General features: G+C 66.5%; 25 protein-coding genes. 12 read left to right on the top strand and 13 right to left on the bottom strand.

The window, feature by feature from the left end:
- Positions 1–130: 130 nt before the first annotated feature.
- On the top strand, positions 131–877 hold the full coding sequence (locus ACFU4Z_RS07535; protein WP_379060555.1) for a TetR/AcrR family transcriptional regulator: 747 nt from the start codon (positions 131–133) through the stop codon (positions 875–877).
- Positions 878–892: 15 nt separating this feature from the next.
- Here ACFU4Z_RS07535 and ACFU4Z_RS07530 read toward each other — a convergent pair whose 3' ends face one another.
- Positions 893–1882 carry a diiron oxygenase gene (locus tag ACFU4Z_RS07530; RefSeq protein WP_379060554.1) on the bottom strand — a complete coding sequence of 330 codons (990 nt, stop codon included), beginning with the start codon at positions 1880–1882 and terminating at the stop codon, positions 893–895.
- Positions 1883–1914: 32 nt separating this feature from the next.
- On the opposite strand from ACFU4Z_RS07530, the gene ACFU4Z_RS07525 reads away from it, so the two are divergent.
- Complete coding sequence (locus ACFU4Z_RS07525) at positions 1915–2349, top strand: acyl-CoA dehydrogenase family protein (RefSeq protein ID WP_379060553.1); 435 nt, start codon at positions 1915–1917, stop codon at positions 2347–2349.
- A gap of 97 nt (positions 2350–2446) precedes the next feature.
- Here ACFU4Z_RS07525 and ACFU4Z_RS07520 read toward each other — a convergent pair whose 3' ends face one another.
- Positions 2447–4498 carry a M3 family metallopeptidase gene (locus ACFU4Z_RS07520; RefSeq protein ID WP_379060552.1) on the bottom strand — a complete coding sequence of 684 codons (2052 nt, stop codon included), beginning with the start codon at positions 4496–4498 and terminating at the stop codon, positions 2447–2449.
- Between the two features lie 103 nt (positions 4499–4601).
- Here ACFU4Z_RS07520 and ACFU4Z_RS07515 point away from each other — a divergent pair, with 103 nt between their 5' ends.
- Together ACFU4Z_RS07515 and ACFU4Z_RS07510 are read left to right on the top strand one after the other, a co-directional pair.
- Complete coding sequence (locus tag ACFU4Z_RS07515) at positions 4602–5834, top strand: acyl-CoA dehydrogenase family protein (protein ID WP_379060551.1); 1233 nt, start codon at positions 4602–4604, stop codon at positions 5832–5834.
- Complete coding sequence (locus ACFU4Z_RS07510; RefSeq protein ID WP_379060550.1) at positions 5831–6886, top strand: phosphotransferase family protein; 1056 nt, start codon at positions 5831–5833, stop codon at positions 6884–6886. Before ACFU4Z_RS07515 ends, ACFU4Z_RS07510 begins: the two co-directional genes overlap by 4 nt.
- On the opposite strand, the gene ACFU4Z_RS07505 is transcribed toward ACFU4Z_RS07510, so the two are convergent.
- Positions 6847–8052: an MFS transporter gene (locus ACFU4Z_RS07505; protein WP_379060549.1), complete on the bottom strand. Its 1206-nt coding sequence runs from the start codon at positions 8050–8052 to the stop codon at positions 6847–6849. The two genes, ACFU4Z_RS07510 and ACFU4Z_RS07505, sit on opposite strands and share 40 nt — an antisense overlap.
- A 73-nt stretch (positions 8053–8125) precedes the next feature.
- Between ACFU4Z_RS07505 and ACFU4Z_RS07500 the strand changes: the two genes are divergently transcribed.
- Both ACFU4Z_RS07500 and ACFU4Z_RS07495 read left to right on the top strand, forming a co-directional pair.
- Positions 8126–8884 (top strand): DeoR/GlpR family DNA-binding transcription regulator, encoded by a 759-nt coding sequence (locus ACFU4Z_RS07500; protein ID WP_379060548.1) that lies wholly within the window; start codon positions 8126–8128, stop codon positions 8882–8884.
- 239 nt (positions 8885–9123) lie between these two features.
- Positions 9124–10140 carry an NADP-dependent oxidoreductase gene (locus ACFU4Z_RS07495; protein ID WP_379060547.1) on the top strand — a complete coding sequence of 339 codons (1017 nt, stop codon included), beginning with the start codon at positions 9124–9126 and terminating at the stop codon, positions 10138–10140.
- 3 nt (positions 10141–10143) lie between these two features.
- Here the strand turns inward: ACFU4Z_RS07495 and ACFU4Z_RS07490 are convergent, their stop codons facing one another.
- From ACFU4Z_RS07490 to ACFU4Z_RS07475, 4 genes are all read right to left on the bottom strand, one after another.
- Positions 10144–11130 carry a zinc-binding dehydrogenase gene (locus ACFU4Z_RS07490; protein WP_379060546.1) on the bottom strand — a complete coding sequence of 329 codons (987 nt, stop codon included), beginning with the start codon at positions 11128–11130 and terminating at the stop codon, positions 10144–10146.
- A 2-nt stretch (positions 11131–11132) separates the two neighbouring features.
- A complete protein-coding gene (locus ACFU4Z_RS07485) occupies positions 11133–11555 on the bottom strand; it encodes an organic hydroperoxide resistance protein (RefSeq protein ID WP_379060545.1) in 423 nt (140 codons plus the stop codon).
- Between the two features lie 31 nt (positions 11556–11586).
- Positions 11587–12021, bottom strand: a complete 435-nt coding sequence (locus tag ACFU4Z_RS07480) for a MarR family winged helix-turn-helix transcriptional regulator (protein WP_379060544.1) — start codon at positions 12019–12021, stop codon at positions 11587–11589.
- Between the two features lie 153 nt (positions 12022–12174).
- A complete protein-coding gene (locus tag ACFU4Z_RS07475; protein WP_379060543.1) occupies positions 12175–13023 on the bottom strand; it encodes an alpha/beta fold hydrolase in 849 nt (282 codons plus the stop codon).
- 147 nt (positions 13024–13170) lie between these two features.
- On the opposite strand from ACFU4Z_RS07475, the gene ACFU4Z_RS07470 reads away from it, so the two are divergent.
- Positions 13171–14400 (top strand): PucR family transcriptional regulator, encoded by a 1230-nt coding sequence (locus tag ACFU4Z_RS07470; protein WP_379060542.1) that lies wholly within the window; start codon positions 13171–13173, stop codon positions 14398–14400.
- 2 nt (positions 14401–14402) lie between these two features.
- Here ACFU4Z_RS07470 and ACFU4Z_RS07465 read toward each other — a convergent pair whose 3' ends face one another.
- The gene (locus ACFU4Z_RS07465) at positions 14403–15254 is read right to left on the bottom strand and encodes an SAM-dependent methyltransferase (protein ID WP_379060541.1); all 852 of its coding nucleotides are present in this window, start codon (positions 15252–15254) and stop codon (positions 14403–14405) included.
- A 410-nt stretch (positions 15255–15664) separates the two neighbouring features.
- Between ACFU4Z_RS07465 and ACFU4Z_RS07460 the strand changes: the two genes are divergently transcribed.
- Together ACFU4Z_RS07460 and ACFU4Z_RS07455 are read left to right on the top strand one after the other, a co-directional pair.
- On the top strand, positions 15665–15943 hold the full coding sequence (locus ACFU4Z_RS07460) for a hypothetical protein (RefSeq protein ID WP_379060887.1): 279 nt from the start codon (positions 15665–15667) through the stop codon (positions 15941–15943).
- 189 nt (positions 15944–16132) lie between these two features.
- Positions 16133–16636 (top strand): MarR family winged helix-turn-helix transcriptional regulator, encoded by a 504-nt coding sequence (locus tag ACFU4Z_RS07455; protein WP_379060540.1) that lies wholly within the window; start codon positions 16133–16135, stop codon positions 16634–16636.
- Positions 16637–16651: 15 nt separating this feature from the next.
- Here ACFU4Z_RS07455 and ACFU4Z_RS07450 read toward each other — a convergent pair whose 3' ends face one another.
- The gene (locus ACFU4Z_RS07450) at positions 16652–17146 is read right to left on the bottom strand and encodes a phosphoribosyltransferase (protein WP_379060539.1); all 495 of its coding nucleotides are present in this window, start codon (positions 17144–17146) and stop codon (positions 16652–16654) included.
- Positions 17147–17279: 133 nt separating this feature from the next.
- On the opposite strand from ACFU4Z_RS07450, the gene ACFU4Z_RS07445 reads away from it, so the two are divergent.
- On the top strand, positions 17280–17858 hold the full coding sequence (locus tag ACFU4Z_RS07445; protein ID WP_379060538.1) for an NAD-dependent epimerase/dehydratase family protein: 579 nt from the start codon (positions 17280–17282) through the stop codon (positions 17856–17858).
- An 11-nt stretch (positions 17859–17869) separates the two neighbouring features.
- Here the strand turns inward: ACFU4Z_RS07445 and ACFU4Z_RS07440 are convergent, their stop codons facing one another.
- Positions 17870–18676, bottom strand: a complete 807-nt coding sequence (locus ACFU4Z_RS07440) for an LLM class flavin-dependent oxidoreductase (protein ID WP_379060537.1) — start codon at positions 18674–18676, stop codon at positions 17870–17872.
- Between the two features lie 232 nt (positions 18677–18908).
- On the opposite strand from ACFU4Z_RS07440, the gene ACFU4Z_RS07435 reads away from it, so the two are divergent.
- A complete protein-coding gene (locus ACFU4Z_RS07435; protein ID WP_379060536.1) occupies positions 18909–19280 on the top strand; it encodes a hypothetical protein in 372 nt (123 codons plus the stop codon).
- 6 nt (positions 19281–19286) lie between these two features.
- On the opposite strand, the gene ACFU4Z_RS07430 is transcribed toward ACFU4Z_RS07435, so the two are convergent.
- The gene (locus ACFU4Z_RS07430) at positions 19287–20642 is read right to left on the bottom strand and encodes a cytochrome P450 (protein WP_379060535.1); all 1356 of its coding nucleotides are present in this window, start codon (positions 20640–20642) and stop codon (positions 19287–19289) included.
- A 93-nt stretch (positions 20643–20735) separates the two neighbouring features.
- On the opposite strand from ACFU4Z_RS07430, the gene ACFU4Z_RS07425 reads away from it, so the two are divergent.
- Positions 20736–21377: a TetR/AcrR family transcriptional regulator gene (locus ACFU4Z_RS07425; RefSeq protein WP_379060534.1), complete on the top strand. Its 642-nt coding sequence runs from the start codon at positions 20736–20738 to the stop codon at positions 21375–21377.
- A gap of 132 nt (positions 21378–21509) precedes the next feature.
- Here the strand turns inward: ACFU4Z_RS07425 and ACFU4Z_RS07420 are convergent, their stop codons facing one another.
- Positions 21510–22433: a zinc-binding dehydrogenase gene (locus ACFU4Z_RS07420; protein WP_379060533.1), complete on the bottom strand. Its 924-nt coding sequence runs from the start codon at positions 22431–22433 to the stop codon at positions 21510–21512.
- Between the two features lie 64 nt (positions 22434–22497).
- On the bottom strand, positions 22498–23571 hold the full coding sequence (locus ACFU4Z_RS07415) for an alkene reductase (protein WP_379060532.1): 1074 nt from the start codon (positions 23569–23571) through the stop codon (positions 22498–22500).
- Between the last annotated feature and the right edge of the window lie 106 nt (positions 23572–23677).

Here is a 23677-nt window from a genome sequence, read left to right as displayed (position 1 = left end):
AGTCCGAATTGGTCCCGCATCCAGGTCTTCACGGTCACCGTATGCCGGCGGCCGGGGGAGGTCCCGATCAGCCGACTCGGATGTCGTCATCGGGCCTGGTGGCGGATGACCGCTGAGTAGACTGCCGGGCATGTCGATCGCTTCGTCGCCGTCGCGGATGCCAGGGGCGATCAGTGGCTACGACGCACGCTGGGAGCAGCACAATTCCGAGCGGCAGACGCTGATTCTGCAGGCCGCCGTCGCGCTGCTCGAGGAGAGCCCGGCCGGAACCGATGTGCCGGTGCACCTCATCGCGAAGCGGGCCGGCCTGGCCAAATCGGTGGTCTATCGGCAGTTCAGCGGTCGCGAGGAGTTGGAACGCCGAATCCGGTCCTATCTGGTCGATGATTTCGCACGGGTGCTCGACGCCGAGCTGGACGTGTCCAGCGGTTCGATCCGGGAGATTCTCACCCGCACGATTCGTGCCGTCGCGGACTGGATGTCCGATCACCCACGGTTGGTCGAGTTCGCGCGGACCGGTCCCACGCACACCGCAGACCCGGGCATTGATGCCGTGAGCAGCCTGAAACTGCGCATGTCGGAGACCGCGCAGGAGCTCATCGCCTCGATCGGTCGGATCATCGGTGCGGACCCCGCGCCGTTCGCGTCGGTGCCGTTCGCGGTGGTGACGATGGTCGAGGGTGTGCTCGCCACCTGGATTCGGGATCCGCGGCCGAGCCGGTCGCGGGCGGAGATCGTCGCCGATCTGGCCGCATTCGCCTGGTACGTGCTCGATGGTGCGGCGCGGTCGATCGGCCTCGCGGTCGACCCGGACGACGAATTGACCGCGGTGATAGCGGGTTTCGCCGACGCGGGGCCGTCCGCGGTCGGTCTGTGACGCGCTCGCGCGCGCTCAGGCCACCCTGCGCTCCGGCTCGCTGCGATAGCGCGAGGGTGCGCCGTCGATGTGCAGCAGCTTCCACAGGCGTCGGGTCACCGGATTCATCAATCCGAGCTCGTCGGCGAGCGAACGCATGTCACCGAAGTAGCCACTGAGGATCTTGCGCGCCTGCGGACTTCGCCAGAAGGCCTCCTTTATCACCTCGCGTGGGATATCGAACTGGGTCGCGAAAGAACGTGGGGGAGCCATGATTTCGCCCGCGAGCCAGCGCATGGCGAGTGGGAAGGCCAGTGCGCAGACCGCGGTCGACGCCGAGTTCAACTTCTCGATGTGCGCCTTCAGGAACTCGTTGGCGAACGAGATGTGCCGCGCTTCCTCGGCGATGTGGATCTCCATCGTGCGCAGCACCGCGGGCGGGAGATTTCCACCCTGGCGGATCAGCGCCTTTTGATAGTGATCGATCGGCTCCTCGCCGCCGAGAATCCCAATGACCAGGATGACGTGCGCGTAGCCGCCCGCGACACCGATAAATGGTGACAGCGCCCGGAAGAATGGCCGCATCCCCGGCACGTCCACGCCGATGCGATTGACCAGCTCCTGGAACATCTGGATGTGACTGCACTCTTCGGTCATCTCGTGCAGGCAATAGCGGAACTCCGGAGATCCGTTGGGCAGCTTCATGATGTACTGCATCAGGCCGCGGATCAGGATGCTCTCGAAGGCGGCGCCGACCTTGATGGTGTTGGCCACCCGCCACTTCCCGATCTCGATCTGCCTGGCCTGCGGCAGCCGCTGATACCACGCGGTGGCGCCGAGCGGGTCGATCTCCGGCGACAGTATCCACCGTGGGTCCTGCGGGTCGATCGCGAAGTCGGTACCGTCCCAATCGATATCGAGATACGGATCGAAATTCCTGGTCACCGAACCCTCCGACAACGTCTGCAGGACCTCGCGGTAGTCCTGCTTGCGGGGTCCGACCTGCGGCGAAGTTGACAGCGTCATCGGTGCCTCCTCGGTGTGGCGTGCATCTCTCTATGGATAATTTACCGGGACGTGTCGTCCCAGTAAATACTATCGCGATCGGCGCTGTCGCCGGAATGGAAACCGCGTCGGAGCACACGCTGCGCTACACCAAAGAACGAGAAGCATTCGGCCGCAATATCTTCGGCGTCCAGAACAGCAAGTTCACACTGGCCGAGGTCGCCACCGAAGCCAAGTGGCCCGCGTCTTCACCGACGACTCCATCGCCAAACACATTCGGACAACTCGACATCCCCACCGTCGCGATGGCGAAGTGGTGGACCACCGACCGCGCGATGTCGGTCGCCCACGAATGCCTCCAACTGCACGGCGGATACGGCTACATGCAGGAATACCCGATCTCCCGCATGTGGGTCGACAACCGTGTGCGGATGATCTGTGCGGGCACCAACGAGATTATGAAGGAAATCATCGCCCGAGCGCTGTGAGGTGGCTGCGCGCCGGTCGGTCGTGCTGCCGGCCACCGCGCGACTGTGCGTCGGGCGCGTCCTGTACGACGATCCGGAGAGCCCGGCGGTCGAGTCTTCATTCGACCAGCCCCCGGCGCACCAGCAGCGGCTCGATTTCGGGCGCACGGCCGCGGAACGACTCGAATGCCTCCATCGGGTCCACCGACCCGCCCCGGGACAGCAGTTCGCGCCGGAACGTCTCGCCTTTCTCGCGGAGGGGCGCGGCGCCGTCGTTGAACCAGTCCACGGTGTCCGCGTCCAGCACCTCGCTCCAGATGTAGGAGTAGTAGCCCGCCGCGTAGCCGCCCGAGAAGATGTGGGCGAAGTATCCCGTCCGGTAGCGCGGCGGAATCGCGTCTATTGCGAGGCCCGCTTTGCGCAGCGCCTCCTCTTCGAACGTCTCGGCGTCGACGTCGGCCAGTGCCTCGGGGTCGGGCGCGCGGTGCCATGCCCAGTCCAGCAGGGCTGCGCCGAGGTACTCGACGGTGCGGAAGCCTTCGCCGAAACGTTCGGCGGCGGCCATACGCTCGACCAGGTCGACGGGCATGGGGGTGCCGGTCTCGAAGTGTTTGGCGTAGTTGGCCAGTACTTGTGGATGGGCCATCCACATCTCGTTCACCTGTGAGGGGAACTCCACGAAGTCGCGCGGTACCTCGGTGCCGGAGAAGAACGGGTAGTGCACGTTCGAGAACAGTCCGTGCAGTGCGTGGCCGAATTCGTGGAAGAGCGTCCGGACGTTGTCCCAGGTGAGCAGGGCGGGCTCGCCAGTAGGCGGTGTGGCGATGTTGAGGTTGTTGACCACCACCGGCTTGGCGCCGAGCAGTCGGGATTGGCTGACCAGTGCGTTCATCCAGGCGCCGCCGCGTTTGGACGGGCGGGTGAAGAAGTCGCCGAGGAACAGGCCGAGGGCGGTGCCGTCGGCGTCGAACACCTCGAAGACTCGGACCTCCGGGTGGTAGCCGACCAGGTCCTCGCGCTCGCGGAGGGTAATTCCGTAGACCTGCTCGGCGGCGAAGAACACTCCGTCGCGCAACACCCGATCGAGCTCGAAGTAGGGGCGCAGGGCTTCGGCGTCGACCGAGAACCGTTCGGCCCGAACCTTTTCCGACCAATACTGCCAGTCCCAGGAGCGGAGTTCGGGGTCTGCCGCCGCAGCGGTCGTCTGCATCGCGGTCGCCAGTTCGGCCGCCTCTCGCTCCGCGTTGGCCACCGCGGGCGCGACCAGCCGACCGAGCATCGCTTCGACCGCTTCCGCGGTCTTCGCGGTCTGATCCTCTACCGCGTATGCCGCGTGGTCCGGGTAGCCGAGCAGCGCCGCCCGCTCGGCCCGCAAGGCGGCGATGTGGACGGCGACGTGGCCGTTTCGACCGTCCTCGCCCACGCCGCGCCCCAGCGAAGCCGCCATCACCCTGCGCCGCACATCCCGGTCGGCCAACTCGGCCAGCACGGGCTGGTTGGAAAAGTTCTGGAGGCGCAACGCCCACGCCCCCTCGTGCCCGAGCGACCCGGCATTCTCCGCCGCGGCGGCCACCGCCGCGGGGCTCAGCCCGGCCAATTCGTCCACCGTTTCCACGATCAGCGCCGCAGCGTTCGTCGCGGCCAGATTGTTCTGGCCGAATTCTGTTGCCGCGGCGGCGATCTCCGCGTTGAGTTCACGTAACCGGTGTTGACCCGCGGCGTCGAGTCGAGCGCCTGCCCGAACGAACCGGATGTGGTACTGCTCCAGCAGCCGCCGTTCCTCGGCCTCCAGGCCCAGCTCGTCGCGTCGTTGATAGAGCGATTCGACCCGGGCGAACAGCTCGGGGTCGAGATAGACGGCGTCCCGGTGTGTGGCCAGCTTCGGGGAGATATCGGCCTCGATCGCATCGGTGCCCGCACTGGAGTCCGAGGAGGTTATGTTGAAGAAGACATTGGCAACCCGGGTCAGCAAATCCCCCGAACGCTCCAGTGCCACAATGGTATTGGTGAACGTGGGCGCATCGTCGCCGGAGGTGATCGCGGCGATCTCGGCCAGTTGCTCGACCATGCCGCACTCGAACGCGGGCAGGTAGTGCTCCTCGCCGATCTCGGCGAACGGAGGCAGCTGGTAAGGAAGCTCGCTGGGCTCGAAGAACGGGTTGGTCGTCATGGGTGAAACCCTATGCCGGACGCGCAAGACCCCGGCGGTGGTTCCGCCAGACACGGTCCCAGGGGCTATTGAACAGCGGTCAGTAAGTGCATAGTGTCGGATCATGGACTTCGCAGCATCGCCGCGCGCGGCCGAATATCACGGCAAAGTGGCCGACTTCATCGCCGAGGAGATCGAGCCGGTCGAGGAGCGGTATCTGCGGACGTTGCGGGAACTGGACAACCCGTGGGTGGTCCTTCCTGTCATCGAGGAGCTGAAGACCAAGGCGCGTGAACGGGGTCTCTGGAACTTTTTCCTGCCGAAGGCGTATTCCGAGGCGACCGGACGGGGCGCGGGGCTCAGCAACGTGGAGTACGCGCCGCTGGCCGAGTTGATGGGTCGCCATGTCATCGCCTCGGAGGTCTTCAACTGCAATGCGCCCGACACCGGCAACGCCGAGGTGCTGGTGCACTACGGCAGCGAGGCCCAGCAGCGTGAGTGGCTGGATCCGCTGCTGGCGGGGGAGATCAGGTCCGCGTTCTGTATGACCGAACCGGAGGTGGCCTCCTCCGATGCCACCAACATGGCCGCCACCGCGGTCCCGGACGGCGACGACGTCATCATCAACGGCCACAAGTGGTTCTCCACCGGCATCGGCCATCCGAACTGTACGTTCGTGATCTTCATGGGCCTGACCGATCCCGAGGCGCACCGGCATGCCAGGCACTCCATGGTGATCGTGCCCGTCGGCGCACCGGGCATGAAGGTCGAGCGGATGCTCGAGGTGTTCGGCTACCACGACGAGCCCTACGGGCACGGCGAGGTCAGCTTCGATAATGTCCGCGTGCCGCGTGCGAACGTGATCGCCGGTCTCGGAAAGGGTTTCGAGATCGCGCAGGGCCGCCTCGGCCCCGGGCGCATCCACCACTGCATGCGCACCATCGGGCTCGCCGAACGGGCACTGGAGATCGGCATCCGGCGCGCGATGGAGCGCACCGCGTTCGGCAAGCCCCTGGTCAACCTCGGCGGAAATCGGGAACGGATCGCCCGCGCGCGGATCGCGATCAATCAGGCGCGACTGCAGGTCCTGCATACCGCCTGGCTGCTGGACACCGCAGGCGCTTTCGGTGCGCTTTCGGAGCTTTCGCAGATCAAGGCATCGGTGCCGAGCATGGCCTACGAGGTGATCGACATGGCGATCCAATTGCACGGCGCCGGCGGCCTGACCAACGACTTCCCGCTGGCCGGAGCACTCGCGGGCGCGCGGTCGCTGCGGTTGGCGGATGGGCCGGACGAGGTGCACCTTGGGGTCGTCTCGCGGATCGAGCTCGCGAAGTACAAGACGGTCGACCGATGAAAGAAGAGCTCATCGACACACCGGGTGCGATCCGCGACGAGGACGCCTTCGATGCCGCGGCCGTGCACGACTGGCTCTCGAAGCACGCGGACGGGTTGGTCGGAACTCCGACCGTGCGCCAATTCCCCGGTGGCGCATCGAATTTGACCTACCAACTGTCCTACCCTGACCGAGAGCTGATCCTGCGCAGGCCGCCGGGTGGGCATCGCGCGGCGTCGGCGCACGACATGCGCCGCGAGTTCCGCGTGCAGCGCGGTCTGAAGCCGGTGTTCCCGTACGTTCCGACCATGGTGGCGTTCTGCGCCGACGAATCGGTGATCGGCTCGGACTTCTATGTGATGGAAAAGCTCGAGGGCCTCATCCTGCGCCGCGACATCCCCGCCGAACTCGAACTCGGACCGGACGCGTTGCGCGGCTTGTGTATCGACATGATCGACAAACTGATCGAGCTGCACCAGGTGGACGTCGAGGCGGTCGGGCTGACCGACCTCGGCAAGGGCAACGGGTATGTGCGCAGGCAGATCGAGGGCTGGTCGGACCGCTACCGCAAGGCGCGCACCGAGAACGTGCCCGACTACGAAGCGGTCATGGCTTGGCTATCGGCCAATCAGCCCGACGACGTAGGAACCTGCCTGATCCACAACGACTACCGGTTCGACAACATCGTCTTCGATGACGATCTGGATGTGCTCGGCATCCTGGATTGGGAAATGGCCACCCTCGGCGACCCACTGATGGAGCTGGGCGCCACGCTGACCTACTGGGTGCAGGCCGATGACGACGACATCATCCAGCAACTCCGACGCCAGCCGACCCATGTGCCCGGCATGCTGACCCGAGCCGAGATCATCGACTACTACTCGCGCACAACCGGTCTGCCGGTACACAATTGGACCTTCTACGAGGTGTACGGCATCTTCCGGCTCGCGGGCATCATCCAACAGCTGTACCGGCGCTTCCACGACGGCGGCACCCACAACCCGGTGTTCGAGGACTACTGGATGTTCGTCGGTTACCTGGAGTGGCGCTGCAAAGAGGTTATGGGTGCGTGACTTCGAGGCGCACCTACCGCGGGCTCGGACCGCAGGATTCCGGCGGCGGCGGCGGCGATGAGGCAGAACGCCACCGGTAGGAAGAAAGCGAGTCCGAGCGGCATGAAATGCGTCAGGGGACCGATGATGGCGGGCCCTGCCAGCACGCCGAGGTAGCCGAGGCCCGCTACCCGGGCGACGTTGGCGCCTGCGGCATTTCGGTCGGCATGGCCTGCCGCGCTGAAGAGTTGGGGGATGCAGCCGGACAGTCCGGCGCCGAACACGGTCCATCCTGCCAGGGTCAGCGCAATCCACGGGGACAGTGCCACCGCGGCGAGGCCGAGCGCGGCCACGGATGCGCCGCCCCGGAGGACGGTCGTCGGTCCGAAGCGCGCGGCGACGCGGTCGGCGAACAGCCTGCCGGCGGTCATGGCGGTCGCGAACGCGCCGTAGGCGAGGGCCGCGGTGGCGGCGGGTGCGGCCAGGGCATCTCGGAGATGCAGCGCGCTCCAGTCGTTGGCCACGCCTTCGCACAGCATGAGTATGAGGGCGAGCGCGGCGAGCAGCCAAATGCGCCGAGGCGTGCCGCGGGGGATATCCGTCACGAAAGCCTCAGGGGTGTACCGGATTTCGGGTCGCAATAGCGCGGGAGCCGCCAGTGCGGCGACCACCATGCCGACCAGCGCCGCCGTCGCGAGGGTTGCCGCCGGGTGCCGGTCCCAGCTGAGTGCGCGCGCGCCGATCAGCGCGGCGACGACGCCACCGAGTGAGTAGGTGGCATGGAATGCGGACATGACCGGACGTCGATAGCCGTGCTCGACCTGGACGGCGTGGGCGTTCATGGCGACATCGAGACAGCCGTTGCCGAAGCCGAGCGCCAGCAGCGCCGCTCCCAAGGTCCAGACATTCGTGGCCGGCCCCGGCAGGACCAGGGTGGCACTGCACAGTGCCGCGCTGACCGGCACAACGACGCGGGCGCCGAAGCGGTCGGCGAGTGGACCCGCGACCTGCATGCCCGCGAAAGCGCCCGCGCCGAGCAGCAGTAGGAGCCAGCCGAGGACGGCATGCGTGATGCCGACTCGGTGCTCGATGGCGGGGATGTGGACGACCCACATTCCGATGATGAACCCGTTCAACGCGAAGTACGCGAAGGTGGCCATCCGCCCGGCCTGTAGCGATCTTTGCACTATTCGAACATATCGCACAGAATCTCTGTTCGAAATATTGACTTTCAAACAAAGAATCTGTTCAATCACGTGTGTGTCCAGCACTGATCGACTGCAACGGATCACCGACGCCGTGCGCGAAGCGGGTCGGCTCGGGGTGGTGGAGTTGGCCGAACTCACCGGCGCCTCCGAAATGACCATCCGGCGTGACCTGGAGACTTTGGCGGGCCAAGGTGTCCTGGAGCGTTATCGCGGCGGGGCCCGAAGTCTATTGCTGCGGGGTGATGAGCCGCCTTTCGCATTGCGCGCGCAGGAGGGCCTGGCGATAAAGCGGCGCATTGCCGCCGAAGTCGCCGAGCTGATCGCCGATGGTGAGTCCGTCGTGATCGACAGCGGCACCACATGTCTCGAGGTGGCCCGAGTGCTCGAACACCGGCGGCTGACAGTGCTGCCGCTGTCCCTGCATGCGGTGAACGCACTGACTGCGGCACCGCTGTTGACCCTGTTGGTGCCCGGAGGCACGCCGCGACCGGGAGAGCTGGCGATGACCGGCCCGCTGGCGCTCGCGTCGCTGGCGGCGTTGCGTTTCGACACCGCCGTTCTCGGCTGCTGCGGCCTGACCGCCGCCGACGGCCTGACCGCCTACGACCTCGACGACGCGGCTGTGAAGCGCGCCGCCATCGCTTCGTCGCGCCGCGTCATTGCCGTCGCCGAATCCACCAAACTCTCCCGAACCGCCCTCGCTTTCGTCGCCCCGGCCGCCGCTCTGCACGCGGTGATCACCGATGAGTCGGCAGACGCCGCCGAGGCCGAGGCGCTGACCGCCGCGGGCGTCATTGTCCGAACGGTGTGAGCGTCGTACCGCGTATTCGCGGTAATGCTCGGTGCCTTATCCACCCATCGATCTGAAACCGGGCGCGGCTGGATGGAGGGACTCCCGGCATGGTGTTGTGTCGGCCTTCGCTCAGACTTCCGGCGCCGGGGGTGGACTCTGCTCGGTGGTGCCGGTCAGGCGGCTGTCTCGCCTCCGTGCGGTCTGATCTGGGCGTTGAACAGGCCCTGTCGAGACTACGTCCCACTAGGGTGAACGGCATGGTCGAATCCACGAGAATCGTGCTTGCGTCCCGTCCGGTGGGTGCACCGACCCCGGCGAACTTTCGTACCGAGACGGTGGAACTGCCCGCTCCGCGCGCGGGCGAGGTGCTGTTGCGGACACTGTACTTGTCGCTCGATCCGTATATGCGCGGGCGGATGAGCGCGGCGAAGTCCTACGCGCCGCCGGTCGAGGTGGGCGGGGTGATGGTGGGCGGCACGGTCGCCGAGGTCGTCGAGTCGCGCGATCCCGCGCTCGCGAAAGGCGATGTGGTGCTGGCCTATTCGGGTTGGCAGTCCCATGATGTCGCACCGGCGGGTAGCGTACGCAAGCTGGATCCGGACGCAGCGCCGGTCTCGACAGCGCTGGGTGTGCTGGGGATGCCGGGATTCACGGCGTATTCGGGGTTGTTGAAGATCGGTCAGCCGCGGCCGGGGGAGACCGTGGTGGTCGCCGCCGCGAGTGGGCCGGTCGGGTCGGCGGTCGGGCAGATCGCCCGGATCAGGGGCGCGCGAGCGGTGGGGATCGCCGGTGGGCCGGAGAAGTGTGCGTATGTGCGGGACGAACTCGGCTTCGATGCCGCCATCGACCACCGGGCGCCGGACTTCGAGGAGCAATTGCGGGCCGCTGTGCCGGAGGGTATCGACGTCTACTTCGAGAATGTCGGCGGTGCAGTGGCCGATGCGGTCTATCCCCTGCTGAATACCTATGCGCGCGTGCCGGTGTGCGGTCTCATCGCCAACTACAACGCGTCCGGCGTGCCGGAAGGGCCGGATCGGCTGCCCGGCTTCTACGGCCGGATACTGACCAGGAGCCTCACCGTTCGCGGATTCATCCAGAGCGAGTTCGTGAAGGAGATGTTCAAGGATTTTCTTCGTGACATGTCCGGCTGGATCGCCGACGGCCGGGTCCGCTATCGCGAGGACGTGGTCGACGGCCTCGAGCATGCTCCTGAAGCGTTCATCGGCATGCTCGAGGGCCGCAACTTCGGCAAGGTCGTGGTGCGAGTCGGGTAGCGGCTACACCGGCGCGGGCGACAGCGCGATCTTCGCGCTCCGTCCAGGTGTTTCGCTGGCCGCTGCCGCGTCGGCCGCGGCTTCCAGCGGATACACGGCCTCGACGTCCAGGCGCAAAGCGCCGCCCGCCGCCATCCCGACCAACTCGCCGATCAGCCGGCGCATATCGTCCGCGCTGGTGTTCTCGGCCCGCTTGGAACCCCAAAAGCCTTTGACCACAGCCTGTTTGAAGATCATCGCGCCGGGGTTGATGATCAGCGGCTGCCCGGACAGCGCACCGAAGGAGATCAGCTCACCGTTCGGCGCGAGCAGCGACAACAGTGCGTCGGCCGCGCGTCCGCCGACCTGGTCCACCGCACGGACAATCGGTGCGCCCGACGTGGATTCGGCGGCGCGCTCGGCCCAGTCATCGGTCTCGGTGTCCACCACCGGATCGAAACCCAACTCCTGCAACGCACGCACCGACGCGGGCCCGCGCACCAGATTGAGCACGTGGATGCCACGTTGCTGCGCAAGCACATTCACCAGACGGCCGACCGCGCCGTTGGCGGCGTTGACAGCAATCCAGTCGCCGGGCGATACCCGCAGGTCTTCCAGCAGCATCAACGCGCTGAGCGGCATCGCAAGCAGCTGTGCGGCGGTTTCGTCGGAGACGGCATCGGGTAGCGGGACCACCTGTGTCGCCCTGGCGACGAAGTACTCGGCCCATGCCGCGTGAATGCCGGAAACGCTGACGCGCTGGCCGATTTCGAGACCGGTCACGCCTGCCCCGAGCGCATCGATCCGTCCAACGGCTTCGGTGCCCGGAATCGCGGGCAGCGTCGGCTTGTAGCCGTACACCCCGCGCACGATGGCCAGGTCGTGATTGTGAATCGGCGCGAGGATCAGCTCGAGCCGCACTTCACCCGCGCCGGGTTCCGGTGTCGGCCGCTGCGCGGCGGTCAGTACATCCTTCGGTTCGCCGAACTGCTCGATGACTACAGCGCGCATGATCAGTCCTCCGAGACGACGACGGCAACGGCGATATTGCCCCGGGTCGCATTGGAGTACGGGCACACCTGGTGGGCCTTGTCGGCCAGCGACTGCGCCTCGTCGGTGGTCAGGTGCGGCAGCGAGATCTCGAGGGTGACCGCGAGTTCGAAGCCACCCGCCTCGTTCGGGCCGATGCTCACCTTCGCGCCGACCGCGGAGTCGTCGACATTCGCGTTGGCCTGTTTGGCGACAAGGCGAAGTGCCGAGTGGAAGCAGGCCGCATAGCCCGCCGCGAACAGCTGTTCGGGATTGGTGCCCTCGCCGTTGCCACCCATTTCCTTGGGGATCGACAGGTTCACATCGATCTTGCCGTCGGTGCTGCGGGCGTGCCCGTCGCGCCCGTCGCCGGTAGCCAGTGCCTCAGCGGTGTAGAGGGTCTTCATGCCTGTTCTCCTTCGATCGGAATGGGACAGCTCAGAGATGTGCGAGCAGTGAATCGGTCATGCGCCGCAGGATTTCGCGCAGTGTCGCGAGTTCGTCCATCGACAGGCCTGCGGCTTCGGCCATGCCTGCCGGGATCTCGACGGCCTCGGCTCGCAACGCGCGGCCGCGCTCGGTCAGCTGGACATCGACGCGACGTTCGTCCACGGCGGACCGCCGCCGTGCCACCAACCCCGCTGCCTCCAGCCGTTTGAGCAGCGGTGACAGGGTTCCGGAGTCGAGGGCGAGCGCATCGCAGAGATCGCCGACGCTGCGGTCGTCGCGCTCCCACAGTGCCAGCATCACGAGGTACTGCGGGTAGGTCAAGCCCAGGCGTTCGAGCCGTGGGCGGTAGACCGCCGTCATCGCCCGTGACGCCGCGTACAGCGGAAAGCAGATCTGCTCGTCGAGGGTGAGATGCTCGGTCATGACGATAACGGTAGTGGGCAATTATGTTGTGCACAACTTATTGCATAGTGCTTTGGGTCACAACCCGCTACTCGCCGTCGGCACCTAAGGAAAGGCGGTCATTGCGCCGCCTCCCCGGTCGGACTCGTCAGCCCGCGACCCGAATCGAGGGTGTCAGCCGGTGACGCGTGCGATCCATTCGACGAGATCTGCCTCGACCTCGTCGCGGTTGAGTTCGTTGAGGATCTCGTGCCGGGCGCCGGGATAGATGCGGTAGGTGAGGTCGGTCAGCCCAGCATCCCGATAGCGTTGCACCGCAAGGTCGCTCAGCTTCAGGCGGGCGTTGAGCGCATCGCGGTCGCCGACCATGATGTAGACCGGCAGGTCGGGGGGAATATTCGTCGGATGGGCCAGGCGTCGCACCGCGATCGAGGCCAGGCTCGCCATGGCGGTGTCGTCGACGGCGAAACCACACCATGGATCGGCGACATACGCGTCGACCTGGGCCTCGTCGCGGCTGATCCAGTCGGCGTCGGTGCGGATCGGCTGGAACTCGGCGTTGAACAGGCCGAGCAGATCGCCGCCCGCGGCCGCGATATTCGCAAACAGGCCGTCCACCGCGGTGGCTCCGGAAAGGGCTACGCCGTCGAGCAATTCGGCGTCGTCGAGCAAGTACTGCTGAGCGGCCATGGCGCCGAGGCTGTGGGCGACGAGCACCAGCGGCGCCGCCGGATGCCGCGTGCGCAGAATCTTCGTGAGGTGCGCCATGTCGGCGACGAACATATTCCAGCCGTCCGGCCCGAGATCGCCCGGCGTGCCGGAGATGGAGTGGCCGTGGCCGCGTTGGTCGGCGGCGTACACCGCGTAGCCGTGCCCGGTGAGTGTTTCGGCGAGGTGGGCATAGCGGGCCGCGTGTTCGCCCATGCCGTGCGCGATCTGGACGACCCCGCGAACCTGCGGCCGCGTGGGCGTCCAGCTGTGCACATGGATGGTCAGACCGTCCGCGCTGGTGTAGGTGAACATGTGTGGCTCCTGTCGTGCTGTGGCCGGACGCTCGATCACGCCGAAAATCGTCGCATCGGCGGGGCCGGTCACCCCATAGGCGGGGGGACAAGGCCACCGTTGCCGGATTGTTCGTCGGGACAAACGCACCGGCTGTACGCTGCGGCAATGGAGCGTTGGAGGCCGCCGGGGCCGATTGTCGAGGTGGCTGCTGCGCTGTTGGAGCGGATCGACGATCTCGGACTGCGGCTCGCGTTGCGGTTTCGCGCCGAGATCGAGTCCTACGGCACCGACGCGCTGGTCCCGTTCGAGTCGATTCGAATCTCGTGCACCAGGAATCTGCGACTGATGGTGCGGCACTTCACCTCCGACGTGCCCATCGATACCGGGCCGCCGCGGGAGACGGGCCGGATCAGAGCGGAGCAGGGGGTGCCGCTGGCGGAGACATTGCACGCCTACCGAATCGGGTTCGAGTTCCTGTGGTCGGAGCTGGTCGACGAGGCGCATCGGCATCCGGCGGTGGCCGATGCGATGTTGGTATCGCTTGCGGCGCAGGTGTGGTCGATGGCAGGCGAATATTCGGTGGCTGTTGCCGCTGCCTACCGCGAGACGACTTCAGAGCTGATATTGCAGCGTGAGCACGAGCGGTCGGTGTTGGTGGAGGCGCTGTTCACCGGGGTGATCGCCGATCCGGCCACGCTCGGCGAGGTGAGCCGGACCCTCGGTCTGTCGCCCACCGGGCGCTATATCGTGGTGGCAGCGGATGTGCCGTCTCCCGGCCGGGAGGCCTTGCCCGGTATCGAAGCCGCCCTGCGGGTTTCGCGGATTCCGTCAGCCTGGCGGCTGCTGCCCGATCAGCAGATCGGTGTGGTTTCCTTCCCCTCCGATCGTGAGGCCGCGGTGCTGAAACCGCTGCGCCGCCGCGGCGCACGGGTCGGGGTGAGCCCAGCGTACGAGGCGCTTCCGGATACCCCGCAGGCCTTGCATTTCGCACGGTTGGCGCTGTCAGGATTGCGCGGGCGTATCTCGGGCGTCGCACAATTCGACGACAACCCGTTGGCGATGGTGGTCGCCGCCGCGCCCGTCGAAGCTGCGCGGATGGTCCGGGTCCGGCTCGGCCCGCTGCTCGCGCTGCCGCGTGAGGAGCGGACCAGGCTGCTCGAAACACTCGAACACTGGTATGCCGCAGGCGGTTCGGCCGCCGAAGCCGGCCGCCGACTCTATGTGCACGCCAATACCGTTCGATACCGAATCCGCCGTGTCGAGGAGCTGACCGGGCGATCGCTCGGCGACCCACAGGCCGTGCTCGACCTCGGGGCCGCTGTGCAGGCGCTCCCCGTGCTCAACGGTTCCGCCGCGCGGCCGCCGGTCGGTTCCGCGGGCGCGCACGGAACGTGATCTCAGGGCTTGCGGCCGATACCGGCCCAGTACCAGGCGGATTCGGGGTCGACGGCTGTCTGCGCCGACGCCATGGGTAGATGGCCGGTCAGTTCCGGTCGCCAGGTGACGACGGGGACCACTCCCGGTTCGATGAGCTCTGTTCCGGCGAACAGTCCCTCGGTGTCGGCGCCGCTGCGCGGGTGGAAGGTGATGCCCGCCTGTTGCGCGGAGTGCACCACCCGGGCCATGGCCCGGGCATCGAAATCGGCGGTCGGGTGGGTGATGACGAGGTAGCTGCCGGAGGGGACGGCGTCGAGCAGGGCGCCGATCACACCGTGCGGGTCGTCGGTGTCGCGGAAATACATCATGATCGCGACCAGCATGATCGCGACCGGGCGGTCGAAGTCGAGGGTCGCGGTGCGGGCAGGATCGGCGAGCAGGGATGTCGGGTCGTGCAGGTCCGCGTGGATGAATGCGGTCTTGCCCTCCTGTGTGCTCGACATCAGCGCCCTGGCGTGCGCGAGGACGATGGGGTCGTTGTCGACATAGACCACACGTGCCGCGGGATCGAGGCGCTGGGCGACTTCGTGGGTATTGCCCACGCTCGGGATGCCGGTGCCGATATCCAGGAACTGGTCGATGCCCGCCTCGCCGACGAGATAGCGCACGGCTCGGCCGAGAAAAGCCCGATTGGCGCGGGCCATGCTGCGGATGGCGGGGACATGGGAGGCGATCGCGTCCCCGAGGGCCCGGTCGGCCGGGTAGTTGTCCTTGCCGCCGAGCCAATAATCGTAGACGCGGGCCTCGTGTGCGACGCTCGTATCGATCTTGGTCGGCAATCCGGCAATGGCCTGATCCTGGCTGTCCCACATAACGATTTCCCTCCACAGAGCCGCCGCTGCGCAGCGGCTCTCACCGCAAATTTTCCCGCTCAGGATAGGCCTGGCGAACGCCTGGCACGCGGCGAATGCGCTGGATGCCCACGGGATCCTGGGTGTTGAACAAGGCACGCTGTGCGGCGAGTCACAGTACAATCGGTGTGTCGCCCCAGCTAGGTGATCTTGATGAGGTTGAATTGATCAGGTCACAGAGTTTTCCTCCAGCAAACGAGCGGAAAGTGGGACACGACATGGCACCTGACTGCCGCGTCGACGGCCACAGATAGCGCCGCCGCGTCGGTGATCCGAGGCATCTCTCGGCGGCGCATCTCTTTTCGGAGTACCTGCGACTCTTCCTTCTGCAGCATCACCCCGGCATGCGATAAGGAGCCTGAAAAGTGAGCATGATTCTCGCCGCGCTGCACGACACCGTTCTCGCAGAGGTCAGCAATCCGACACCAGAGGCGCCACCCATGGCGGACAAGCTGTTGCAAATGGGTCGCTACTTCACCTGGCTCATCCAGCTGTCCGGCATCACCGCGATCACCTACGGCGGCGGTCGCTTCGCTTGGGAGAAGTGGAACGGCGGCAACCTGCAGTCGCCGAAGATGATCGCCAGCGCGATGGCGGGCGGTGCCGTCGCGACGAGTGCGGGCACGATCATGAATTCGGTGATCGGCTAGCCGAGCGGGACGCTGTCGACCACGCGCCGCGGCATTGCCGGTGCGTGGTCGGACTTCTTCGCGGTGCGACAGCTTCTCCGGCATTCGGATCACGCAGGCGACGCCTCGGCAACACGCGCGGTGGTCGCCGCGGTCCGCTGAGAACGCCGCGGTGCCAAGTACTCTCCAGAGTGCGTAAAGTAGCCGGCTATGCCCGATCAAGCGCATCCCACGCCCGTGGTGCGTGTCGAAGCGGCCGAAGACCACGACCTGCTCTCGCTCGCCGCGCAGCTGTGCTTTGCCCTGTACTCCACGTCCCGATCGATGACGGCGGCCTATCGGCCTTTCCTCGACGCGATGGGGGTGACCTACCCGCAGTATCTCGCGCTGCTCGCGCTGTGGGAGCGACCTGCCATCACGATGAAGGAATTGGGCGAGCAACTACGCCTGGACTACGGCACCGTCTCGCCGCTCATCCAGCGGCTACAGGCGCACGGCCTGGTCGAGAGCATCCGCAGCGCGCACGATCGCCGAGCGGTGGAACTGCGCGCCACCGACGCGGGGCAGGCCCTGCGGCACCAGGCCCGCGAGATGATCGAGTCGGTGCTGGCCACAGTCGACTATCCGCTCGACACCGTCATCGCGTTGCGCGACCAGGTCAACGCGCTCGGCGATCGACTCGACTCCATCGTCGCCGCGCGTTCGGAGCGGTAGTCGGACGCTGTCCGCTCAGGCGTCGAGGACCTGTGCCCGACGGTGGACCACCGGAGGTTCGGTGGACCATGGGAAGTTGATCCAGCGGTCGGTGCGCCGCCAGACATACTCGCAGTCGACCTCCGAGTGCGGCTTCTGGTAGATCACCGCGCAGCGGACCTCGGCCACGTGGTCGGCACAGAAGTCACGCACCAACTTCAGGGTGGCGCCGGTGTCGGCGACGTCGTCGGCGACCAGGACCGTCGCACCCGCGAGGTCGACGGCCTGTGGGACCGGCGGCAGCATGACCGGCAGGTCAAGACGTTGGTCGATGCCCGTGTAGAACTCGACGTTCATCACGTGCAGGTTCTTCACGTCGAGTGCGTAGCCCAGCGCGCCTGCGACGAACAGGCCGCCACGGGCGATCGAGAGGATCAGGTCGGGCTCGAATCCGTCCTCGGCGATCGCGGTCGCCAGTTCCCGACTCGCAGATCCGAACAATTCCCAGGTCAGGACTTCCCGATCCGCCATTGGATCCTCCATCTCGATCGACTACGCCGTGCAACGAGCATACGAGCGGCTAATCGAGCCTGTGCCACCCACGTCCGGAGGTAGCCGGCGCACAGGTCGTCGAAGCCTCGACCGAGATGGATAGGGTGATCGTGTGCGGATCTTTCTGGCCGGCGCGACCGGTGTCATCGGAGTGCGGCTGCTGCCTTTGCTGATCGCGGCAGGACACGAGGTGGCGGGCATGACCCGTTCGCAGTCGAAGGCCGAGCGGGTGCGCGCCGCGGGCGCGCGGCCGGTGGTCTGCGATGTCTACGATCTGGCCGCGCTGACCGCCGCGGTTGTCGAATTCCGGCCCGACCTCGTCATGCATCAGCTCACCGACCTGCCCGACGATGCCGCGCTGCTGCCTGAGCTGGCCGGCGCGAATGCGCGGATCCGGACCGAGGGGACACGGAACCTGCTCGCCGCGGCGCACGCCGCAGGCGCTGAACGTTTTCTCGCACAGAGCATCGCATGGGATCCGCCCGGCGGGCGCGGTGCGGTGATCCGCGATCACGAGGCGGCCGTGCTCGCCGCGGGCGGTGTGGTTGTCGAATACGGCCAATTCTATGGACCCGGAACGTATTACGAGACCGAGCCGCCTGCCGAGCCTCGGGTGCACATCGATACCGCGGCCGCGCGCACGGTGGAACTACTCGAAGCGGACAGCGGGGTGGTGATCGTCGTCGACTGATCGCCACCGATCTATTGCGTGGTAACCAATTTCGCGGCGAATTCGTAGTCGCGTCGCCAGTCCGGGCCGGTCGGGGCGAGGGTCAGTCGTTGCACTCCCGCGTCGGCATAGGCGGCCACCTGCTCGGCGGCTTGCCCTGGGTCGGCCGACAATGCCGGTGCGACAACGGTTACCGCCGGAGTCGGTCGCCCATACTGTGCGGCGAGTTCCTGTAGCTCGGCGATTTCCGCGCCTATCCGATCGGGTTCGGTCTGGAGCGTGATCCACCCGTCGCCATAGGCGGCGGCGCGGCGTCGTGCCCGATTCCCATTGCCCGCTACCAGGACCGGCGGCATGACCGAACCGGGCGACAGCGTCACCTCCAGTCCGTCGGGCAATATCGTCGGCTGCCCGGTGACGAGTCCGGGCAGCGCCTGCAATGCCGCATCGGTCCGACGCCCGCGATCCTCGAACGACAGACCGGCCGCCCGCCACCCGACATTGCCGTGCGCAGGGTTGCCGGTGCCGACGCCGAGCAGGAGCCGATTGCCCGACACGTACTGCAACGAGCTGATCTGCTTGGCAGCCCAGGCGGTCGGCCGCAACGCCAGCAGCAAGACGTTGTAGCCGATCCGAATCCGATCGGTCACCGCCGCGGCGGTCGCCAGGGTCACGGTGCTGTCCAACATCGGCGCGCTCGCGATGAGATGGTCTGTGGACCACACCGATTCGATTCCGAGCTCCTCGGCCAACCGCGCACTTGCCCGGACATCGCCCAGAATCGGTTGCTGCGGATCCGGTGTGGAGGTAGGCAGGATTACGCCGATCTGCATGGTCATTACACGTCCCGTCCGTTGTCGTTCGTCTGCCGCCAACGTTAGGGACGGTGGGCGAGTGTTCCAATGGCTGGAATGCTCAGCGTTATGCCCGGGACGCTCATGGGGGCGTTGTTCGTGCGTGCCGGACGGCCGCACAAGTGGACAGTTCGAGCGCGCGGCTGCCCCGGATTGTGCTGACCAGCGCCTATATTGGCGCAGGGGCGACAGGCGTCCTCATCGAGGGTAGGAGTCCATGGTGCACAGGGCAGTGTTCGTCGGGTCTGTAGTCGGGGTCGCGGTACTGGCAGCGGTGGTGGGCGGCGCGGTGGCGGGCGCGCGGGTTCCCGGGGAGGGCGCGGTGAAGGTGCAGGCGGTCACCGGATTGGACCGGCTACCGGTGACCGGGGTGGAGGCCGGGGTCACGCCGTGCGCCGCGGCCGCGGTGTTGGCGACGGTAACGACCGGCGGCGACGGGACGGTGACGCGGAACCTTCCAGAAGGGTGCTACCGGGTCGAGGTCACGGCGGTGCCCTCGGGCTGCCAGCTGGCCGACCCCATCCACGTTCAGGTGGCCGTCGTTCCCGGTGTCACACCGGTCGCCGAATTCCGCTTCCGCTGTGCGTGAGCGAGGTCAGCGTCGTTGCAGCCGGACCCGCAGACCGTCCTTGGGACGCGGGAGAGATGTTCTGTCCCACTGCAATTCGTAGTCGGGCTTGACCGACCACTCGAACTTTCGTAGCAGTTGATGCATGAAGGCCTTGACCTGCATGGCACCGAAATATTGGCCGATGCATTTGTGCGCGCCCGCCCCGAAGGGGACCCAGGCGTGCTTGTGGACCTTGTCCTCGCGGCGTTCCTCGGAGAACCGGCGGGGGTCGAAACGTTCCGGTTCGGGCCAGTATTCGTGCATGTGATGGGTGAACTGGGGCATCACCGTGACAAAGGTGCCCGCCGGAATGAAGTGGCCGAGCACCTCGGTGTCGGCCACCGCGGCGCGCGGGATGCTCGGCAGGGGCGCGAGCAGACGTAGCGACTCCTTCATGACGAGGTCGAGTGAGGTCAGTTGGTCCTGGCCGTCGTAGGCGAGCACATCGGTGCCGAGCGTCGTACTCTCGGCGCGGCAACGTTGCTGCCACTCCGGATGTTTGGCCAGGTAGTACATCATCGTGGACAGGGTGATGGTCGTCGTGTCGTGCGCGGCCATCAACAGGAAGATCATGTGGTTGACCACATCGTCGTCGGTGAAGCTCTGCCCGTCGTCGGACCGCGCGTGACACAGTGCGCTGAACAGATCGTCGCCGCTGCCGGTGCGCTTGGCGGGCAGCTGCTTTCGCAACATCTGCTCGAGCACCTTGCGGCCGTGCAGTCCGCGTGACCAACGCAGCCCGGGCACCGGGAAGCGTAGATAGGCGGTACCGCCGCGTACACAGTCGATGAAAGCCTGGTTCACCCTGTCGGATTCGTCGCCGAGGGCGGCGCCCATGAAGGTTCTTGTCGCGATGTCCAGGGTGACCTGCTTGATGGCCGGGTAGCCGCGGAAGGGGTCCGCCGCCGTCCAGTCCGCCAAGCCACGCTCGATGATCGGGTTCATGGCGTCGAGATAGCCTGTCAAGCGGGAACGGGTGAAGGCCTGCATCATGATCCGCTTGTGAGAGAGATGCTCCTCGAAATCGAGCAGCATGATGCCGCGCCGGAAGAATGGCCCGATCAGGTAGTCCCAGGCCGGACCGCTGCCGAATGCCTTGTCCCGGTTGGCCATCGGAATATCCCAGGCGTCGGGGCCGAGCAGGACCACGACCTGTCGGCCGAAGCCAGTCGTCCATGACACCGGCCCGTAACGCGTGTAGCGTTCACGTGCCCACGCTTCCGGGTGATGCAGCATCGCGTAGCTTTCCCCGATGATCGGCATGCCGCGCGATCCGGCGATGGATTTCAGGCCGCTGCTCTTCGGTGGCGCGGTCGGCGGGCTGATCAGAAAGGTCGACATCTGTTCCTCCACGGCGAGGGGGAAGCTGACTGTGATCTATGTCAACTTTGCATAAAGTCTGAACTTGACATGGCCGTGTGTCAAGATTGCGTCATGACTTCGGTGGTCCGTCCCTTCCGTGGGGTCAGTGCTGAGGATCGGCTCGCGCAACGTCGTGCCGACCTCATCGAGGCCGGCTTCGATGAGGTCGGCGCCAACGGCGTCGTGAAGCTGACGATGACATCGGTGTGTGAGCGGGCCGGGCTGACCCAGCGCTATTTCTACGAGCAGTTCAGCAGCAGGGAGGATCTGCTCGTCGCGCTGTTCGACACCATGTTCGAGGAGTTCTTCGCCCTGGCGCGCACGGCGGTCGAGGCACAGCCGGAGGATCTGTTCCGGCGCGCTCGTGCCGCGATGGAGGTTTTCGTCGACTACTTCACCGGTGACCCGCGCCGGGCGCGATTGTTCACCGAAGCGATCGGCAACGAGGTCGCCGCGCCGCGCAAGGCCGACTCGGTCCGCCGGTTCGCCGAGTACACCGCCGAACAGGCGGAGCTCGTGCACGGCCCCTTCACCGGCCGCAGGCGCACTCGGCTGTTGCTTGCCGCTCACATCATCGTCGGCGGGCAGGCGGACGCGGCGGCTCAATGGCTCAGCGGCGCAATAGATCTGCCGCGTGTGGAGTACATCGAGGAATTGGCGCACCTGTTCGTGGCCGCGGTCGACGCCGCACGCAACGACGCCGACCGCGGCTAGAACTGCGTCGCCATCGCACCGACACCAGTCGCTGCCCGGATCGGGACCGAGAGACATGCCAGGAGCTCGGATCTCGGGCCCGTAAGGAATACCGGTTCACTCCGAAGGGGTGAAATCTGAAGGGGTCCTGCGCTATCGGGTCGAGGTGAGGTCGAGCACCGCCTTGCCGTTGATCCGGCGTGCCACGAGTTCGTCGGCTGCTTCGGACGCGCGGGTCCACGGGCCGCGCCAGCCGACCTGCGGGTCGAGCTTGCCGGTCTCCAGAAGTCGCAGTAGGTAGGCCAGATCTTTGCCGAACGGAGTGCTCACGTTGAAGTTCTCCAGCCTGCCCCGCGCACTCTTGACGCGGGCCTGCTCGAAATCGACGACGGTCGGCTCACCGGAGGCTTTGCCGATGGCCTGGACGACGCCGTCGTCTTCGAGACGGTCGAACGCCTCGGCGAGCTGACCGCCGCCCACAGTGTCGATGACGCCGTACACCGGTTCGGTCAGTGCGGCGGGTCCGAGCACGATCTCGTCCGCGCCGAGCTCGCGCAGCCCTTCGCCGCGGACAGGGCTGCCGACGGAGGCGATGACATGTGCGCCGGCCAGTGCCGCGAGCTGGACCGCGAATCGGCCGACACCGCCCGAGGCTCCAGTGATCAGTACTCGGCGGCCTAGTACCGCGCCGAGCCTGCGGCAGGCCTGCAGCGCGGTGACGCCGGCTACCGGAAGTGCGCTGGCCGCAAAGAGATCCACGCCGTCGGGCACGACGGCGAGCTCGGTGGTGTCGACGGCGCGCAATTCCGCCCATGCGCCGCCCCACCCGAAGGACACCACGCGGCTACCGACGGCCGGTCCCGAACCGTCGGCAGCGGCCTGGATGACGACACCCGCCGCGTCCCATCCGGAAACGTATCCCGGCAGCGTCTGCGGTGATCGGTAGACGATCTCGCCGAAGTTGAAGGAGATCGCGGCGACCTGGATCATCGCCTGCGTGTCACGTGGTTTCGGGTCGGGCGCGGTACCGAGGCTCAACTGATGTGGGGCATCGGGATCATGAACGAGGGCTTGCATCACATGCTTTCTCACGGCAGGGGACCCGGACTGCCGAGGGCAGTCCGGGCCGGAGTGCGGAGGGTCAGGCGTTCAGCGTCGGATAGTCGGTGTAACCGAGGTGATCGCCCGTGTAGAAGGTGTCCTTGTCGGCAATGTTGTACGGGGCGCCTGCCCGAATACGTTCGGGCAGATCAGGATTCGCCAGCCACTGTTCGCCCATGGCGATGGCGTCGGCAATGCCGTCGCGCAGCGCCTCCGCGCCGATCTCCGGACGACTGGGAAAGGACTCCGGTGTCGGGTGCGCGCAAAGGATCAGTGTCCCTGGCCATTCCGCTCGGATGAGCTCGGTGATATCGCGGGTGAGGATCTCGAATACGTGGATGTAGGCGAGTGGGACCGGCGTCAGCGCTCGCACCAGTGCGGTGTAGAGCTCGGCGGTGTCGTTCTCGGCCATACCGTTGAACGTGATACCCGGCGAGAGCCGGATGCCGACGCGTTCCGGCCCGATCGCGGCGCTGACCGCCTGCACGACCTCGACGGTGAACCGGATGCGGGCATCGAGTGACCCGCCGTAGCCGTCGGTCCGCCGATTGGTGGTGTCGGCCAGGAATTGGTGCAGCAGAAAACCATTCGCGCCGTGCAGTTCCACGCCATCGAAGCCCGCGTCGACGGCGTTGCGGGCCGCGATGACGAAGTCCTCGATCGTGCGGGCGATGTCTTCGGCCGTCATTTCGCGTGGCGTCGGGTGGTCCAGCATGCCGTCCGGGGTGAACAACTGCCCGCCGGAGGCGATCGCGGACGGTGCGACGGGCAGCGCTGCGTCGGAGTACAGGCTCGGGTGCCCGATTCGGCCGCAGTGCACCAGCTGGGCGAAGATCCGTCCGCCGGCGGCGTGCACGGCATCTGTCACTGTCCGCCAGGCCCGCACCTGCTCGGCCGAATGCAGGCCCGGCGTCTGCCCGTAGCCTTGCCCGATCACGCTGACCTGCGTGGCTTCGGAGATGATCAGCCCAGCGGAGGCCCGCTGCGTGTAGTACTCGGCAGTCAACTCCGAGACCAGGCCGCCGTAGGCCCGATTGCGGGTCATCGGCGCCATCACCAGGCGATTGGGCAAGTCCAGCTTGCCGATGGTCAGCGGTTCGAAGTATCCGCTCATGTGACTCCTCGATCGATCGTCGGCACGCGGATCGGCACATTCGCCGGATGGCGGTGTGCTGAATCCATCTGCCATGGGGTCGGGATCAGGTGATCCGCCCCACCGG

It is taken from the genome of Nocardia sp. NPDC057440 (assembly GCF_042802915.1).
Lineage (GTDB): Bacteria > Actinomycetota > Actinomycetes > Mycobacteriales > Mycobacteriaceae > Nocardia.
Note: the sequence above shows the minus strand (reverse complement) of the source record. Positions and strands in the feature narration are given on the sequence as shown.

Bases quoted from the DNA above. Each gene is read 5' to 3' on its own strand.
- ACFU4Z_RS07520 (WP_379060552.1), bottom strand. From the start codon at position 4,498: ATGACGACCAACCCGTTCTTCGAGCCCAGCGAGCTTCCTTACCAGCTG.
- ACFU4Z_RS07530 (WP_379060554.1), bottom strand. From the start codon at position 1,882: ATGACGCTGTCAACTTCGCCGCAGGTCGGACCCCGCAAGCAGGACTAC.
- ACFU4Z_RS07450 (WP_379060539.1), bottom strand. From the start codon at position 17,146: ATGGCGGATCGGGAAGTCCTGACCTGGGAATTGTTCGGATCTGCGAGT.
- ACFU4Z_RS07480 (WP_379060544.1), bottom strand. From the start codon at position 12,021: ATGACCGAGCATCTCACCCTCGACGAGCAGATCTGCTTTCCGCTGTAC.
- ACFU4Z_RS07475 (WP_379060543.1), bottom strand. From the start codon at position 13,023: ATGTTCACCTACACCAGCGCGGACGGTCTGACCATCCATGTGCACAGC.
- ACFU4Z_RS07510 (WP_379060550.1), top strand. From the start codon at position 5,831: ATGAAAGAAGAGCTCATCGACACACCGGGTGCGATCCGCGACGAGGAC.
- ACFU4Z_RS07415 (WP_379060532.1), bottom strand. From the start codon at position 23,571: ATGAGCGGATACTTCGAACCGCTGACCATCGGCAAGCTGGACTTGCCC.
- ACFU4Z_RS07470 (WP_379060542.1), top strand. From the start codon at position 13,171: ATGGAGCGTTGGAGGCCGCCGGGGCCGATTGTCGAGGTGGCTGCTGCG.
- ACFU4Z_RS07430 (WP_379060535.1), bottom strand. From the start codon at position 20,642: ATGTCGACCTTTCTGATCAGCCCGCCGACCGCGCCACCGAAGAGCAGC.
- ACFU4Z_RS07460 (WP_379060887.1), top strand. From the start codon at position 15,665: ATGATTCTCGCCGCGCTGCACGACACCGTTCTCGCAGAGGTCAGCAAT.
- ACFU4Z_RS07535 (WP_379060555.1), top strand. From the start codon at position 131: ATGTCGATCGCTTCGTCGCCGTCGCGGATGCCAGGGGCGATCAGTGGC.
- ACFU4Z_RS07490 (WP_379060546.1), bottom strand. From the start codon at position 11,130: ATGCGCGCTGTAGTCATCGAGCAGTTCGGCGAACCGAAGGATGTACTG.
- ACFU4Z_RS07455 (WP_379060540.1), top strand. From the start codon at position 16,133: ATGCCCGATCAAGCGCATCCCACGCCCGTGGTGCGTGTCGAAGCGGCC.
- ACFU4Z_RS07465 (WP_379060541.1), bottom strand. From the start codon at position 15,254: ATGTGGGACAGCCAGGATCAGGCCATTGCCGGATTGCCGACCAAGATC.
- ACFU4Z_RS07485 (WP_379060545.1), bottom strand. From the start codon at position 11,555: ATGAAGACCCTCTACACCGCTGAGGCACTGGCTACCGGCGACGGGCGC.
- ACFU4Z_RS07425 (WP_379060534.1), top strand. From the start codon at position 20,736: ATGACTTCGGTGGTCCGTCCCTTCCGTGGGGTCAGTGCTGAGGATCGG.
- ACFU4Z_RS07420 (WP_379060533.1), bottom strand. From the start codon at position 22,433: ATGCAAGCCCTCGTTCATGATCCCGATGCCCCACATCAGTTGAGCCTC.
- ACFU4Z_RS07525 (WP_379060553.1), top strand. From the start codon at position 1,915: ATGGATAATTTACCGGGACGTGTCGTCCCAGTAAATACTATCGCGATC.
- ACFU4Z_RS07495 (WP_379060547.1), top strand. From the start codon at position 9,124: ATGGTCGAATCCACGAGAATCGTGCTTGCGTCCCGTCCGGTGGGTGCA.
- ACFU4Z_RS07440 (WP_379060537.1), bottom strand. From the start codon at position 18,676: ATGACCATGCAGATCGGCGTAATCCTGCCTACCTCCACACCGGATCCG.
- ACFU4Z_RS07435 (WP_379060536.1), top strand. From the start codon at position 18,909: ATGGTGCACAGGGCAGTGTTCGTCGGGTCTGTAGTCGGGGTCGCGGTA.
- ACFU4Z_RS07515 (WP_379060551.1), top strand. From the start codon at position 4,602: ATGGACTTCGCAGCATCGCCGCGCGCGGCCGAATATCACGGCAAAGTG.